13 protein-coding genes are annotated in these 14,792 nt (G+C 72.5%); 6 read left to right on the forward strand and 7 right to left on the reverse strand.

Annotated features, from left to right (window positions below; translation table 11 throughout):
- Nucleotides 1-454: 454 nt before the first annotated feature.
- The 3 genes from ACTG9Q_RS23845 to ACTG9Q_RS23855 all read left to right on the forward strand — a co-directional run bounded on the left by ACTG9Q_RS23845 (nucleotide 455) and on the right by ACTG9Q_RS23855 (nucleotide 3,603).
- The gene (locus ACTG9Q_RS23845; RefSeq protein WP_455575284.1) at nucleotides 455-1,714 is read left to right on the forward strand and encodes a cytochrome P450; all 1,260 of its coding nucleotides are present in this window, start codon (nucleotides 455-457) and stop codon (nucleotides 1,712-1,714) included.
- A gap of 107 nt (nucleotides 1,715-1,821) precedes the next feature.
- Nucleotides 1,822-2,208, forward strand: coding sequence for a hypothetical protein (locus ACTG9Q_RS23850; RefSeq protein WP_455575105.1), 387 nt, complete (start codon nucleotides 1,822-1,824; stop codon nucleotides 2,206-2,208).
- A gap of 183 nt (nucleotides 2,209-2,391) precedes the next feature.
- Nucleotides 2,392-3,603 carry a glycosyltransferase family 87 protein gene (locus tag ACTG9Q_RS23855; RefSeq protein WP_455575106.1) on the forward strand — a complete coding sequence of 404 codons (1,212 nt, stop codon included), beginning with the start codon at nucleotides 2,392-2,394 and terminating at the stop codon, nucleotides 3,601-3,603.
- Here ACTG9Q_RS23855 and ACTG9Q_RS23860 read toward each other — a convergent pair.
- Nucleotides 3,581-4,060 (reverse strand): SRPBCC family protein, encoded by a 480-nt coding sequence (locus ACTG9Q_RS23860; RefSeq protein WP_455575107.1) that lies wholly within the window; start codon nucleotides 4,058-4,060, stop codon nucleotides 3,581-3,583. The two genes, ACTG9Q_RS23855 and ACTG9Q_RS23860, sit on opposite strands and share 23 nt — an antisense overlap.
- A gap of 33 nt (nucleotides 4,061-4,093) precedes the next feature.
- Here ACTG9Q_RS23860 and ACTG9Q_RS23865 point away from each other — a divergent pair, with 33 nt between their 5' ends.
- The 3 genes from ACTG9Q_RS23865 to ACTG9Q_RS23875 all read left to right on the forward strand — a co-directional run bounded on the left by ACTG9Q_RS23865 (nucleotide 4,094) and on the right by ACTG9Q_RS23875 (nucleotide 8,216).
- Nucleotides 4,094-4,663 carry a TetR family transcriptional regulator gene (locus tag ACTG9Q_RS23865; protein WP_455575108.1) on the forward strand — a complete coding sequence of 190 codons (570 nt, stop codon included), beginning with the start codon at nucleotides 4,094-4,096 and terminating at the stop codon, nucleotides 4,661-4,663.
- 61 nt (nucleotides 4,664-4,724) lie between these two features.
- A complete protein-coding gene (locus tag ACTG9Q_RS23870) occupies nucleotides 4,725-7,637 on the forward strand; it encodes a BTAD domain-containing putative transcriptional regulator (RefSeq protein WP_455575109.1) in 2,913 nt (970 codons plus the stop codon).
- A 147-nt stretch (nucleotides 7,638-7,784) separates the two neighbouring features.
- On the forward strand, nucleotides 7,785-8,216 hold the full coding sequence (locus ACTG9Q_RS23875) for an Imm1 family immunity protein (RefSeq protein ID WP_455575110.1): 432 nt from the start codon (nucleotides 7,785-7,787) through the stop codon (nucleotides 8,214-8,216).
- A 24-nt stretch (nucleotides 8,217-8,240) separates the two neighbouring features.
- On the opposite strand, the gene ACTG9Q_RS23880 is transcribed toward ACTG9Q_RS23875, so the two are convergent.
- From ACTG9Q_RS23880 to ACTG9Q_RS23905, 6 genes are all read right to left on the reverse strand, one after another.
- Nucleotides 8,241-9,944 carry a glycosyl hydrolase gene (locus ACTG9Q_RS23880; RefSeq protein ID WP_455575111.1) on the reverse strand — a complete coding sequence of 568 codons (1,704 nt, stop codon included), beginning with the start codon at nucleotides 9,942-9,944 and terminating at the stop codon, nucleotides 8,241-8,243.
- 107 nt (nucleotides 9,945-10,051) lie between these two features.
- The gene (locus tag ACTG9Q_RS23885; protein WP_455575112.1) at nucleotides 10,052-10,825 is read right to left on the reverse strand and encodes a Calx-beta domain-containing protein; all 774 of its coding nucleotides are present in this window, start codon (nucleotides 10,823-10,825) and stop codon (nucleotides 10,052-10,054) included.
- 116 nt (nucleotides 10,826-10,941) lie between these two features.
- Entirely contained in the window at nucleotides 10,942-11,526 is a 585-nt protein-coding gene (locus ACTG9Q_RS23890) for a TetR/AcrR family transcriptional regulator (RefSeq protein WP_455575113.1), read from the reverse strand.
- Nucleotides 11,527-11,596: 70 nt separating this feature from the next.
- Nucleotides 11,597-12,910 (reverse strand): ABC transporter substrate-binding protein, encoded by a 1,314-nt coding sequence (locus ACTG9Q_RS23895; RefSeq protein WP_455575114.1) that lies wholly within the window; start codon nucleotides 12,908-12,910, stop codon nucleotides 11,597-11,599.
- Nucleotides 12,907-13,950, reverse strand: a complete 1,044-nt coding sequence (locus ACTG9Q_RS23900) for a branched-chain amino acid ABC transporter permease (RefSeq protein ID WP_455575115.1) — start codon at nucleotides 13,948-13,950, stop codon at nucleotides 12,907-12,909. The genes ACTG9Q_RS23895 and ACTG9Q_RS23900 overlap by 4 nt, the downstream gene beginning before the upstream one ends.
- Entirely contained in the window at nucleotides 13,950-14,792 is an 843-nt protein-coding gene (locus ACTG9Q_RS23905; RefSeq protein ID WP_455575116.1) for a branched-chain amino acid ABC transporter permease, read from the reverse strand. The genes ACTG9Q_RS23900 and ACTG9Q_RS23905 overlap by 1 nt, the downstream gene beginning before the upstream one ends.

Here is a 14,792-nt window from a genome sequence, read left to right on the forward strand (position 1 = left end):
AGGTGGGTGGCAGCTGCGTACGACGTACGGCAGCAATCCGGTCCACCGGTCATCCGTCACAATCCACCCCTCCAACAGTTTCAAGATCAAAAACGCCAGGAAGGGAGAGGTCCTCGGTTGTATCCGACGGTCAGTCACCAGGTCGTCGCGGACCGTGCTCGCCGGGTGGCCGTGCTTGCCCGAAAATGCTGCCACGAAGCCAGATCCGCCCCTGCCTGCGTCCTTCTGGGACAGTGGTGGGCATCCGGACCGGCGTCCGGTACCGGCCAGGTGACGGGTCCACCCCCGTGCCCCTCGCCGGGCAGGTCGCCTAGGCTGACCGCGAGGCGTTATCGGACCCACCGCGTCGGGCACACCCCGCACCTGCGCGCGAGCACGAGTGGGCGGGGCTCGGCCGGGGGGTCGCACACACATGAAGACGACATTGCGCAGAACCACCACTGAGGTCCGCGGCATGGGCGCGCGGATCAAGTCCAGGCTGATGCGCTGGTACCTCACCCGTGCCGCCCGCAAGGGCCTGGACCTGTCCCGGCTGCTGCCCGAGAGCGCCCTCGTCCCGCTGCGCCGCGACGGCCTCGAACCCGCCGCGGAGGCCGAGGCGCTGCGCGCGCAGGCCCCGGTCACGAAGCTGGAGATCCCGTTCCCGGTGAACGTGTGGCTGGTCACCGGCTATGAGAACGCCAAGCAGGTCCTCTCGGACACGGGCGCCTTCAGCAACGACTTCACCCATCTCGCGGGCCACCTCGGCGACGTCGACCTCACCAACCCCGGCGGCCTGGGCTTCGCCGACCCGCCGGGGCACACCCGGCTGCGCAAGCTGCTGACCCCCGAGTTCACGATGCGCAGGCTCGCCCGGCTGACCCCGCGCATCGACGAGATCGTCACCGAGTGCCTGGACAACATGTCCCGGGTCGACGGCCCGGTGGACCTGGTCACCGAGTTCGCCCTGCCCATCCCGTCGCTGACCATCTGCGAGCTGCTCGGCGTCCCCTACGCCGACCGGGCCGACTTCCAGCACCTCAGCGTGGCGCGCTTCGACCTGTTCAGCGGCGCCACCGCCTCCCTCGGCGCGATCTCGGAGTCCCTGGAGTACCTGACCGATGTCGTCCGCAAGCAGCGCCGCGATCCCGGCGACGGCCTGCTGGGCGCCCTCATCCGCGAGCACGGCGACGACGTCTCCGACACGGAGCTGGCGGGGCTGGCCGACGGCGTGCTCACCGGTGGTTTCGAGACCACGGCCAGCATGCTCGCCCTGGGCGCGATCGTCCTGCTGCGCGACCCGGAGTCCTTCGCCATGGTCCGCGACGACGACGCCGCGGTCTCCCCGTTCGTCGATGAGCTGCTGCGCTACCTGACCGTCGTGCAGGTCGCCTTCCCGCGCTTCGCCCGGCAGGACGTCGAGGTCGCCGACGTCGCCATCAGCGCTGGTGACGTCGTCGTGGTGAGCCTCAACGCCGCCGACCGCGACCCCGTCCTCGTGCCCGGCGGCCCCGGTTTCGACCGCACCCGCAAGCCCACGTCGCACGTGGCCTTCGGCCACGGCGCCCACCGCTGCATCGGCGCCGAGCTGGCCCGCATGGAGCTGCGCGCCGCCTATCCCGCCCTGGTCCGCCGGTTCCCGCGGCTGCGCATGGCGAGCGACATCTCCACCCTGCCGTTCCGCCAGCAGTCCATCGTCTACGGAGTGGAGTCCCTGCCGGTGCTGACCCGCTGACCGGAGCAGTGCGCACGGGCGTTCGGCAGCAAACGGCCAACCCGCGCATACCGGCTCTGGCCTGGCGGTATGGTTCGGCCTTGATCGAGCGCACCCCGGGAGAACACATGGCCATTGACGACATGCTGCGACGGTTCACCTCCGTCGCGGCCTACAACACGGCCTACCCGGCGTGCCCTTTGCCCGTGGACGTGCCGCTGCGCAATTCCCAGCGCGCTTACCACGCGGCCATGGTGGGGGTGACCGACGACGTCACCGGCACGAACGCGTCGCTGACCATCGAGTTCCTGCCCGGCGGGGCGCCCGCGCCGGGGGAGTCCGACCGGGTCGGCACGGTCGTGGCCACGCACTGGGGCCGGGGGCCGCTGATGGTGCTGGCCGAGGACGTCTCGTTACGGGCGGCGTGGAAAGCGGTGACCGCGCAGTTCCCGACCCAGTTGTCCCAGGTCTGTTCCCTGGTGATGCCGCTGCCCCGCTCGGTTCCCGCCGACTGATCCGGTAACATCCACCCGATCGTGAGCGCTTTCCGGCGCTGCGTGACGCCCCGGTGCGGGGGAGTGGTCGTGTCCAAGTGGGACAGGCTGTGGCCAGGAGCGGCTCGGACAGGCCCCGGCCACCCGGAGAGATTGGGTAGCCCGGTGGGGGTATCGACAGCGGTGCGGTCCGGTGTTGGGGCCGTGCGGAAGTGGTGGGCGACGGCGTCCATGGTCGTGCGGGGTGTGGTGCTGGCGGTGCTGGCGCTGGCCTCCGGCGGGGTGCTGTGGTCGGTCCTGAGCGGCTACCACCTCATTGACCTGCAGGTCTACCGCTTCGGTGTTGAGGCGTGGATGTCCGGTGCCGACCCGTACGGGCCGATGCCGCAGACCTCGCTGGGTGTCGGGCTGCCGTATCTGTACCCGCCGCCGTCGCTGCTGGTGTTCGTGCCGCTGACGGCGGTGCCGCTGTTCGTGTCGAAGGTGATCACCACGGCGCTGTCGGTGCTGGCGATCGCGGTCACCGCCTTCGTCGTGATCGGGCGCTGCTGGCCGCGGGCGACCACGGCGGAGCGGGTGCTGGTCACCGCGTTGATCCTGCCGGTGACGCTGCTGCTGGAGCCGGTGAGCGAGACGCTGACGTTCGGCCAGATCAACCTGTGGCTGATGGCGCTGGTGACCGTGGACTGCCTGGCCCGCAAGCCGCGCTGGCCGCGGGGGATGCTGGTGGGTCTGGCGTTCGCGCTGAAGCTCACGCCGGTGGTGTTCATCCTGTTCTTCCTCCTGCGCCGGGATTTCCGGGCCGCGCTGGTGACGGTGCTCAGCGCGGCGGGGTGGGTGGTGGTGGGGTTCCTGGTCGCCTGGAAGCCGTCGATGGACTACTGGCTTTCCGGCGCCGGTCCCACCTCGGGGGTGAGTGGGACGCCGTTCGGCACGAACCAGACGATCCTGGCCGCCCTGCGGCGGATCGATGAGATCCCGGAGTCGGTGCAGACGGGGCTGTGGGTGGGCCTGGTCGGGGTGGCGGTCGCGGTGGCGGTGCTGTTGATCGTCCGGGTGGACGCGCCGACGGCGTTGGTGGTCAACGGCGCGTTGGCTGTGCTGATCGCGCCGACGGCGTGGTCGCACCACTGGGTGTTCATCGTGCCCGCGCTGATCGTGATTGCCGTGCACGCGGTGCGCCACCGGCTGTGGGTGGCGCTGGGTGTGGTGGTCTTGACGGTGTTCCTCATCGGCCCGCACCTGCACCTGACGCGGGGCAGCAACACCGAGTACACCTGGACTTGGTACCAGCACGTGATCGGTGATTCGTACGTGCTGCTGGCCTTGCTCGCGCTGGGGATCACGCTGTGGCAGGGCCGGGCGCGCACGCCCAGTCGGGACAGCGGGAAGGTCACCTCGGTCGAGGTGACCTGACGGGCGCGCGGCTGCTCATCCGCAGCAGCCGCACGTACGGCGACCAGCGGGCAGGCGTGTGTGCCACGCCCAGTGCCGCGCAGGCGCGGTCGAGCGCGTCCTCGACGAGCGCGTCGTGCAGGGGGCGGAACAGCAGGGGCCACGTGAGCCGGGCTGTGCCGGTGGTGCGCATGACGAGGCTGTGCCGCAGTTCGGGGCCGTGCGCGGTGAACTCGTGGTAGCCGTGGAAGCCGCGTGGCGCGGTGAACCGGAAGCGGACGCGGGTGCTGGGCTCGTATTCCTCGATGACGTAGCCGACCGGGCCGTGTCCGCCGCGCGCGCCGACGGCCAGGGGGCGGTCGAAGCGCATCCTCGGCCAGGTCGTGTGGGGCCAGAGCTGGTCGTCGGGGCCTGCCAGGGTGTCGATCAGTGCTCCCGCGCCGTCGGCCACGGTCCTGTGGTGCTCGTTGGTGATCACGGCACATCCTTCTGGAGAATGTTCTCTAGTTGAGTGGAGAGTACTCTCTACTTCGTGCCGAACCCGGTCAAGCACACCCGCGACGCCATGCTCGACGCCGCCCGCGCGCTCGTCCTCGACGGCGGGCCCGCCGCCGCCTCCGCCAGGGCCGTCGCCCAGGCCCTCGGCGCGCCGAGCGGGTCGATCTACCACCGCTTCCCCCGCCGCGACGACCTGCTCGCCGCGGCCTGGCTGCGGGCCCAGGACCGGTTCCTGGAGGCGTACCTCGCCGCCGGGGACGCGACGGCCGCGGCCGTGCGGGTGCTGACCTGGAGCGGTGAGCACCCCGCCGACGGCGCGCTGCTGCTGCGCCACGCGTTGTCGGACCTGCTGCGCGGGGAGGTGTCCGCGGAGCTGGCCGAGCGGGCCGCGGCGAACAACGCCCGCGCCGAGGCCGCCGTCGCCGCCTTCGCAGGCGACCTCGGGCTGCCGGTGGCCGACGTCGTCGTGGCCGTGGTCGACCTGCCGTACGGCATGACCCGGCGGATCCTGCGCGCCGATCGCGCGCCGACGGGCTCTGAGGTGGAGATACTGCGTCGGGCGGTCACGCGGCTGCTCGGCTGAGCGGAGCAGCGGGAGCGACCCGGTTGGCCGATTTGCCCGGCCTCGGTGCTGGATACGCTCGGTGAGCGGCGGCGCGGACGCGGAGGCTGGGGTGACCGGAGGGGGCAGGCTCGGTGTCCTGGGCCCGGTCGAGGCGATTGGCCCCGGCGGTCCGGCGGAGCTGCACGGGCCGCGCCAGCGCGCGCTGGTCGGGGTGCTGGCCCTGCACGCCGGGACCGTGCTGCCCGCGTCGCGGCTGGTGGACGTCCTGTGGGGGGAGTCGCCGCCGCGCACGGCGGTGAAGACGCTGCACAGCCACATCGCCCGTATTCGCACGGCGCTGGCCGCCTGCGGGTTCGGGCCCATCGTGCGGACCCGCGACCCGGGGTACCTGCTGGAGGTCGATCTCGACGCCGTCGACGCGCACCGCTTCGCCGCGGCCGTGCGGACGGCGCGCGCCCACCTGGCGGGTGGGGCCCCCGAGCGCGCGGCGCCGCTGCTGCGGGCCGCGGTCGGGCTCTGGCGTGGTGAGCCCTTCGCGGACACGGCCCTGGGCGGCTGGGGTGAGCGTGAGGTCGCCGACCTGGGTGAGCAGCGGCTGGGCGCGCTGGAGGACCTGTGGGACGCCGAGCTGCGGCTCGGCGCGCACGAGGACGCGGTGCGCGAGCTGCCCCGGCTGCTGGCCGCGCAGCCGCTGCGGGAGCGGCTGGCCGGGCTGTACATGCTGGCCCTGCACCGCTGTGGCAGGCACACCGACGCGCTCTCGGCGTTCGCGGCGCTGCGGCGCGGGCTGGCCGAGGAGTTCGGGGTGGACCCCGGTCCGGAGCTGCTGGACCTGCACACCGCGATCCTGCGCCGTGACGAGGCGCTGGGGCTGCCCGAGGAGGTGGTCGGCCCGGTCCAGATCCCCGCCGTGGTCGGGCATTTCACCGGCCGCGACGATGAGCTGTCCGATTTGGACGCGGTGTTGTCCGAGGCGGACCTCCCGGTGGTGGTCGTGGCGGGCGCGGCGGGGATGGGCAAGACCGCGCTGGCGGTGCAGTGGGCGCACCGGGTGGGTGGGCGCTTCCCCGACGGGCAGCTGTTCGTGGACCTCGGCGGGGCGGACCGGGGTCGGGCGCTGACGGGTGTGGACGCGTTGGCGCACCTGTTGCGGGCGCTGTCGGTGCCCGATGAGCGCATCCCGGCCGACGCCGGTGAGCGGGCGGGGCTGTACCGGTCGCTGCTGCGCACGCGTCGCTGCCTGATCGTGGTCGACAACGCCGCGAACGTCGACGACGTGCTGCCGCTGGTGCCGGGTGCGGGGGCGAGCCTGCTCGTGGTGACCAGCAGGCACACCTTGGCCGCGCTCGGCACGCGGCACGCGGTGCGCCTGGTCGAGCTGGACGCGTTGGAGCACAACGAGTCCGTGGCGCTGCTGTCCAAAGTGCTGGGTGAGCGGCGGGTCGCTCGTGAGGCGGGGGCGGCGGCGCGGCTGGCCCGGTTGTGCGGGGGGATGCCGCTGGCGCTGCGGATCGCGGCCGCGCGCCTGCAGGCCCGGCCCGGCGGCGGGCTGGCCGAGTCGGCGGCGGAGTTGCAGCGCGCGGGCAGGCTGGACGGGCTGGCCGTGGAGGGGGACGCGCGGACGGTCCGGGCGGTGCTCGCCAGCGCGTACCAGCCGCTGAGCCCGACCGGCCAGCGGTTCCTGCGCCTGCTCGGCCTGGCGCCGGGGGCGACGATGGCCACCGGGCTGGGCGCGGCGCTGTGCGCGAGCACGCCCGACGCGGCCGCCGCGGCGATGGCCGACCTGGCGGGCGCGCACCTGCTGGTGGGGGCGGGCCGGGACCGCTACCGGATGCACGACCTGATCCGCGAGTTCGCCGCGGCGCGGGCGGCGGAGGACCGCGACCTGCCCGCGGCGGTGGACCGGATGCTGACCTGGTACCTGGGCGTGGCCGCCGCCGCGAACCGGCTGATCGACCCCAACCGGGACGTGGTCTCCCCGGTGGTCGACGTCGTGGCGCCGTTCCCGCCGGAGCGCCACGCGGCGCTGGCGTTCCTCGACGCCGAGCGCGACAACCTGCTGCCCGTGGTGCGCATGGCCCGCGACCGCGGCCGCCCGGACATCGCCTGGCAGTTGACGTACCTGGTCACCAGCTACCACGACGCGACCGGGCACTGGCAGCAGCGCGTCGAGCTCTGCCGCCAGGGCGCCGCCGCGGCGGAGACCTCCGCCGACCCCCGCGCCCGCGGGGAGATGCTGCGCGCGCTGGGCGTCGCGTACTTCATGACCCGGCGCTTCACCGAGGCGCTGGAGACCAACCAGCGGGCTTTGGCCGCCGCCCGCGCCGCGGGTGACCTGGCGGGGGAGGGGCACGTCTGCAACAACATCGCCAACGCCTACGCCGAACTGCGCCGCTTCGACGAGGCGGTCGCCGCCCACCGCACCGCCGTCGCGTGCTGCGCCGCCGCGGGCCACCGCCTGGGCGAGGCGCTGTCCCAGCGCAACCTCGGCCACACCTTCGTCCGCATGGGCCGCGCCGACCTCGGCCTGCCCCCGCTGACCGCCGCCCTGGCCACCTTCACCGACCTGGGCCACGACCGCTTCGCCGCGGCCACCCTGGACACCCTCGGCGAGGCCCGCCGCCACCTGGGCGAGCACACCAAGGCCCTGGCCGACATCGACCGCGCCGTGGAGATCAGCCGCACCCTGGGCGACCGCTGGCTGGAGTCGGAGTGCCTCCTGGACGCGGGCCGAGTCCACCTCGACCTCGGCGACCCCCGCACCGCCGCCGCCCACTTCGACGCCGCCCTCACCGCCAGCCGCGCCGTCGGCGACCGCCACGGCGAAGCCGCCACCCTCGGCGAACTCAGCCGAGCCCACCTGGCCGTCGGCGACCACACCGCCGCCCGCATCCACCTGGAATCCGCCCTGGCCGTCCGAGCCGAAGTCCCCGACGACGTCGAACTCGCGGCCCTGCACCACACCCTCGCCGCCCTGAGCGGGAGGCGCTAAGCCACGTTCGTCGGGTGGGGCTGCGGCGATGCTGTACCCCACGGATGAAAGTTGGCATGGTGGCGCCTGTCACGGGAAGCGGCTGACGTGCTGGTCATCAATTCCAGTGGTACGCCATTCCAACGGACATGGAGACGGGACAGAGCGGTGATCCTTGACAGCGGATTCCTTCGGATCGATACGCTGCCATCGGGGACCGACCTGGTTGCCGAGCTGCGTGCGGTGCAAGCCGAGGGTTCCGAGGTGCCCTGCCTGTGGAGCCTGGCATCCGGCCCGACCGACGACCTCCGCCATCCCGCGCCGACGCTGGACGTCGGATTCGACCCCGGGACCGGACGCGGCGCGCTGGTCTGGAGCGAGCCCGGCGTCGTCAAGGTCCCCGTGGACGGACTCAATGCCGAGTGGAAGACCTACCACCTGGGCGGCACGCATGACACCAGACTGCCCGCAGGCGCCGAAGTCGGCCTGGAGACGATGTACGCCGCCCTGGCCGAGTTCCTCAACACGCGCACCCAACCGGCGACCGTGCGGTGGGTGGAATCGCCCATGTTCGAGGACACCCGTCCCGGACCTGGCTGACCGCGTCGACGCTCAGGACCAGTTCTAGTCGCGGGCGGTGCAGGAGGCGGTGGCGGTGGGGGGTTGGCCGGTGCCGAGGTAGCCGAAGGTGGTTGTCGCGCCGGGTTTTACCGTGCCGTTGTAGGGCTGGTTGGTGGCGGTGACCGTTCGGCCTTCGGTGGTGACCTTGGCGCTCCAGGTCTGGGTGACGCGGCTGCCTTCCGGCAGTGTCCAGCGCGTCGACCAGCTGCGGGTGGGGGCGGTCAGGGGGTTGGTCACGGTGACCTCGACGTGGAAGCCGGTGCCCCAGCGGGCGACCACGCGTTGGGTGACCCCGCAGGTGGCGGGGGTGCGCTTGAAGTCGCCGAGTTCGTCCAGGGTCAGGACGTGGGGGTCGGTGTAGACGCGGCGCAGGAAGTCCAGGGGGTTGGTGATGCCGTCCTGGATGAACGAGCCCGACCAGGTGACGAACCAGCTCCAGTCGGCGCGGTAGGCGCGGGTCAGCTCCGGGTCGGGGATGCCGCCGACCTCGCCGAGGACGACGAGTTTGCGGTCCCCGCCCAGCTCGACCAGCCGGGTGTAGGCGTTGCTGAGGGGCCCGTGGTCGCCGATCGGCGGGTAGGAGTCGACGCTGACCACGTCGACGACGTCGTCGCCGGGGTACCACTCGGGCGCGACGGAGTTCCACACCCAGACCAGGTTGTGCAGGTCGTGGTGGGTGCTCAGGCGCTCGTGCAGCAGCCGGTAGAGCTGCTTGGCCGGGCCGGGACCCTTGGCGCCCCACCAGAACCAGCCACCCTCCGCCTCGTGCAAGGGCCGCCACAGCACCGGCACGCCCGCGTCGGACAGGCGGCGCAGCTGCACGGCGATGGCGTCGATGTCGCGCAGCAGCAAGGCGTGGTCGGCGGAGGCGGGGTCGAGCGCGGCGGCGAGGTCGAAGGTGGTGGCGTCGGTGTAGAAGCCGCGCCACCACTCCTTGCCCGGCTGGTCGATCAGGCCGCTGGGGGCGTTCCAGTGCCAGGCCATCGTCACGACGCCGCCGCGGGCGTCCCAGGCGATGGCGTTCTCCACCTCGCGGGAGGTGGTGCCGCGCTCGACGCGGCTGGGGGAGTAGTCCATCAGGTCGAGGCCCGCGATCGCCGGGGAGGCGCCGACGTTCTCCTCCACCCAGGCGATGCTTGCCATGTCCTGCTGGCCGGAGAGGATGTTGCGGCCGTACTGCGAGGCCAGGTAGCGCATGAGGCCCTTGGCCTCGGGGGTGGCGGCGGGGTCGGTCAGCTCGCCGGTCACCTGGTGCGGGGGCGGTGGTGGGGATGGGGCGACGGAGATGGCGTCGATGAGGTACCAGCCCCAGTTGTTGACCAGGGTGACGGTGTTGTCGCCGGGGCGCAGCAGCACCTGGCCCGCGGCGGCGGTGGTGAACGCCGCGGTCTCGGGCAGGTGCAGCTCGCCCATGCCGGAGCCGTTGAGGCGCAGCGTGGTGTTCTTGGACCCGTACGGGGCCGCGTAGCGCACCGCCAGGTCGTGCAGGCCGCCGGGGCTGTCCGGGATGGTGATGGTCACCTGGTCGGTGCCGGTGTCGAAGCCCGCGACGTAGCCGGTGCCGGAGAACCCCGGGACCGACGACTCGACCACCACCCCGTCCAGCGCGCCGTCCTCGGCCTCGAAGGTGCCGGTGCTCTGCGCCGACGCGGGGACTGCCAGCAGTGGCAGCACCAAAACCGCGGCCAACCCGATCCGTGTGCGCACGCGCCTGCCCTTCTCGACATTTTGGGAGCGCTCTCAAGAACCACGATGGGGCTGTGGGTTTCCTTTGTCAAGGAGGGGCGGACCCAGCGGGCCCGCCCCTCCCCGGCCTACCTGGCGGGCCGGATGACCACCTCGGCGCGGGCGACGCCGAGGGTTCCCGCGGTCGGCGCGAAGATCTCCACCACCAGCCGCTCGTCGCTCTGGCGGCGGTCACCGAGCACGGTGAGCAGGATGTTGCCGCCGCTCTGACCGGGCTGGATGGTGAGCACACCGTCGCGGACCGGGACGTAGCCGAGCGGGTCCGACCCGATGCGGTGGGTGCGGTAGCGCACGGAGACCGGCGCCTTGGCGACGGTGCTCAAGCGCACCGGGATCGGGCAGGTGGTGGTGTTCACCGGCTCGCGCCAGCAGATCTTGCCCCCGTCGAGCGACACGGTCAGCGGCGGGCGCTCGTCGTCGAGGATCGTGGCCTCCCCGGTACCGTCCCCGATGGCCACCCCCTCCGGTGCGGAGAGGACCACCGAGAACGACTCGGCGTACTCGGCGACCGCGTCGGCCACGACCCCCACCACGACGCTCTGCGTCTGCGCCGACCCCTCCCAGTCGAGCACCCCCGAGACCGCCCCGAAGTCCCCCGGCCCCGCCTCCCCCGGCACCGAGGCGAAGGACACCTGCCCGGTGGGCTTCGGGCACCCGGGCGCGACGGACACCGTCACCGGGAACACGAACTGCGTCTGCCCGACGAAGGTCCCCTCGTAGGTGGGCAGCACATCCCCGATGCTCACGGTGGCGGGAGCACACGCCTCGCCCGCCGCCTGCTGGCCCACCACCGCCGTGCCCACGACCAAGCCCGCGATCACGACCATTGCCACCTTGCGCACCACGTCGCCTCCTCCTCGCTGTTACCGGCCCAGACCTACCGCGCGCGGGTTGCGATTCGGTTGTGGTCACCTGCTTGGCCCACCGGGACCGTGGTGGCGAGCCGGGGCGGCACCACCTACGGTCGCAGGCTGGCCAGCACCATGTCGGCGAAGTAGGTGCCGACCTGCTCGGCGGTCATCGGCCCGTCGGCGTGGTACCACATGCCCAGGCGGTGGATCGCGCCGAAGTGGTAGTGGACCACCAGGTCGGCGGGGACGTCGGCGCGGAACACCCCGTCGGCCTGGCCCTGCAGCACCAGTTCGCGCACGCGTTCGTGGTAGCGCCGCCGCTCCGCGCGCACCTGGGCCTGGCGGTCGGCGGCGAGCAGGTGCACGGACTGGAAGAACACCACCGCCTCGTCCAGGTTGGCGATCGTGGTCTCCACGACGTCGGCGACGATGGCGTGCAGGCGCTCGGGCAGGGGGGAGTCGTCGTCGGCGATGGTGTTCATGCGGGAGGTCTGCATGCGCAGCATCCGGGTGTGGACTTCGTAGAGCAGGTCGTCCTTGGACTCGAAGTAGTGGTACACCCCGCCCTTGGTCACGCCCGCGGCGTCGGCGATCTCGCGCACCGAGGTGGCGCCGAAGCCCTTGGTGGCGAACAGCGCGATCGCCGCCCGCATCACGCGCTCGCGCACGGGGGAGTCCGTCCGCACTGCCATTGGCTTGCCCTTTCCGCGCCGGGGTCGCCGGTCGGCTGTCAATCTAACCTGCGACCCCGGGCGCGCTCGGTCAGCCGACCAGGGCGATCTCGCCCGGCGTCTTGCGTGCGGTCGGCGCGGGCTCGATGGGTCCGTCGCCGCGGTCGGTCACCACAGGGGCCTGCGCCATCGTGGTGCTGCCGTCGGGGTTGACGGTGAACACGTACGCCCCGGTGTAGCCGGAGTGCGAGTCCCCGGAGAAGGCGAACGGGGTCAGGCCCGGCCCGCCGAGGACGCCGGACTCCATCACCTCGACGACCTTCGCGCGGGTCAGGTCGCGCCCGGCCTCCTTCAGCGCCTGGCCGAAGGTGTACGCCTGCGCCATGCCGTAGACCACGGTGTTGGTCAGCGGCACGTCCGGGATGTACTTCTGGTGGATCTCCTTGAACAGCACGGTCCACGGGTCGCTGCTCAGGCCCACGTCGGGCAGGTAGCCCGCGCCGACCAGGCCGGTGAGCAGCTGCGAGGCGGAGACCTCGGCGCCGGCGCGCTTGCCGAACTCCGAGAGCAGCCCGGTCAGGGTGCGCGGGTCGGCGCCGATGCTGGAGACCACGAACTGCGGCTTGTACCCGATGCGCGCCGAGGTCAGGATCGCCAGGGCGGTGAACGCCGGGACGCACTCGCACACCACGACCTTGGCGCCGGACTCCTTGAGCGCGGTGATCTGTGGCAGCACGTCGGTGTTGGCCGGGTCGTAGCCCTGGCGGGAGACGATGGCGTCGCCGACGTACTTGTCCAGCCCGGCCATGCCGTCGCGGCCCACGTCGTCGTTCTGGTGGAACACGCCGACCTTGTCGCCGGGGTAGGTCTTCTTGATGTAGTCGCCGAGGATCTTGCCCTCGCGGGTGTAGTCGACCTGGAAGCCGAAGGTCATCGGGCTCTTCTTGTCGTCCCACATCAGCGCGCCGGAGGCGACGAGCAGGTCGGGCACGCCCTCGGTGTTGAGGAAGTCGACCACCTTGGAGTGCGTCGGGGTGCCGAGGCCGCCGACGATGGCGAACACCTGGTCCTGCAGGACCAGCTTCTTGACGACCTCGACGGTGCGGGTCGGGTTGTAGCCGTCGTCCTCGACCCGGTACTCGATCTTGCGGCCGTGGATGCCGCCGTTGTCGTTGATGTAGGAGTACATGGCCTTGGCGCCCGCGGAGATCGTGCTGTAGCCGGGGGCGGCCGGGCCGGTCAGCGGCTGGTGGGTGCCGATGACGACGCTGGTGTCGGTGACGCCGGGAGCGGGCTCCGCCGACCCGCCGCCGCCCGGCGCGGGCGCCTCACCCGCGCCGCCGCACGCGCTCAGCGCGAGCACGGCGGTCAGTGCCGCGCCCAGTGTCCGGTGTGCTGATCTCATGCCGCTCCTTTGCGTTTGACCGGCCGCATCCGCCGCACCAGTCCATGAATTCCTTGGGGGAAGGCCATGACGACGGCGATGAGCACCACGCCGTAGACCGCCAGGGGCAGGTTGTTGGCCACGTCGGTGCCCAGCTCCAGCGCGTGCGCCAGCTCCTCGGCGCCCGCCTGCAGCGCGACGAGGGCCAGCGCCCCCCACAGCGCGCCCCAGAGGCTGCCGACGCCGCCGAGCACCATCGCCGCGAGCAGGCCCAGCGACAGCGCCGGGGTGAACGAGCCGGGGGCGGCGGTGCCGAGCAGGAACGCCTGCAGGCCACCGGCCAGCCCGCCGCACACGGCGCTGACCAGGAACGCGGTGATCTTCGTGCGCCCGACGTGGATGCCCGCCAGCCCGGCGGCGACCTCGTCGTCGCGCACCGCGCGCAGCCTGCGCCCGACCCGCCCGCGGGTCAGGTTGGCCAGCAGCACAAGCGCGGCGAGCACGGTCAGCCACACCACCCACGCCTGCCACTGGGTGGACGGGATCACCCCGGCCAGCCCGGCGGGCATGCTGTTGACGGTGAACCCCAGCCCGTTGCTGCCGCCGAGGAAGTCGGGGAAGCGCTGGGTCACCGCGGGCAGGCCCACGGCGAGCGCCAGGGTCGCGCCCGCCAGGTAGGGGCCGTGCAGGCGGGCCGCGGCGGCGCCGGTGAGCGCGCCCGCCAGTCCCGCCGCCGCGGCGGCGGCGATGAGGTCGACCCAGAACGGCAGGGCCGGGACGTAGACGACGAGCAGGGCGACGGTGTAGGCGCCGATGAACATGAACGCGCCGTGGCCCAACGAGATCTGGCCGGTGAGTCCGGTGAGGACGGTCAGCCCGGCGACGGCGAGCAGCATGTAGCCGACGGTGGCGACGCGCACGTTGGTGAACGGGTCGACCATGAAGGTCAGCAGCACGATCCCGCCGAACGCGGCCAGCGCCAGCAGCGCGTGGCGAGCCAGCGGCGGCAGCGGGGTCTTCCCGGTGACGGCGGGCGTCTTCTTCTCCAGTGTCGCGGTCATCAGACCCTCCTCGCCACGCGCTGGCCGAACAGGCCGTCCGGACGCACCGACAGCACCACGACGAGGATCGCCAGCGCGGCCAGGGTGACCAGCTCCGGGCCGAGGTAGCCCGACACCAGCGACAGCACGACGCCGAGCAGGAACCCGCCGATCACCGTGCCGATCGGGTTGTCGAGCCCGCCGATCACCGCGGCGGTGAGGGCGTAGACGAAGACGGCGTCCATCACCGTCGGGTGGATGAACGGCGGCGCGGCCAGCAGCCCGGCCAGCGCGCCGACGGCGGCGGCCAGCGTCCAGCCGATGGTGAGCATCCGCCCGACCCGCACTCCGAGCAGGGCGGCGACCTCGGGGCGGAACGCGGCGGCCCGCATCCGCAAACCCAGCGGGGTCAGCTTGAACAGCAGCAGCACCCCGGTCGCGGTGCCCAGCACGATCAGCACGGCGAACATCGACGATGCGGAGAACGCGCCGCGGAAGTCGAAGGCGTAGGGGAAGGACCGCGGCTCGGCGGTCCAGATCATCCCGGCGACGGCCTGGAGCACCAGCAGCAGCCCGAGGGTGACGATGACCGGGGCCAGCGGGCCGCGGTCGCGCAGCGGCCGGATGAGCAGCCGCTCGGTCAGCCCGCCGAGGATCGCGCCCGAGGCGATGGCCACGACGAAGCCCAGCCAGTAGCCGTCGGTGGCGCGGTTGACGGTGAAGGCGAGGTAGGCGCAGACGAGGGCGAGGGCGGGCTGGGCGAAGTTCACCATCTGGGTCGCCCGGAAGATGATCACCAGGGAGAGTCCGAGCGCGGCGTAGATGGCCCCGAGGGCCAGGCCGCTGAGCAGCAGTGTGGTCAT

It is taken from the genome of Actinokineospora lacus (genome assembly GCF_053813445.1).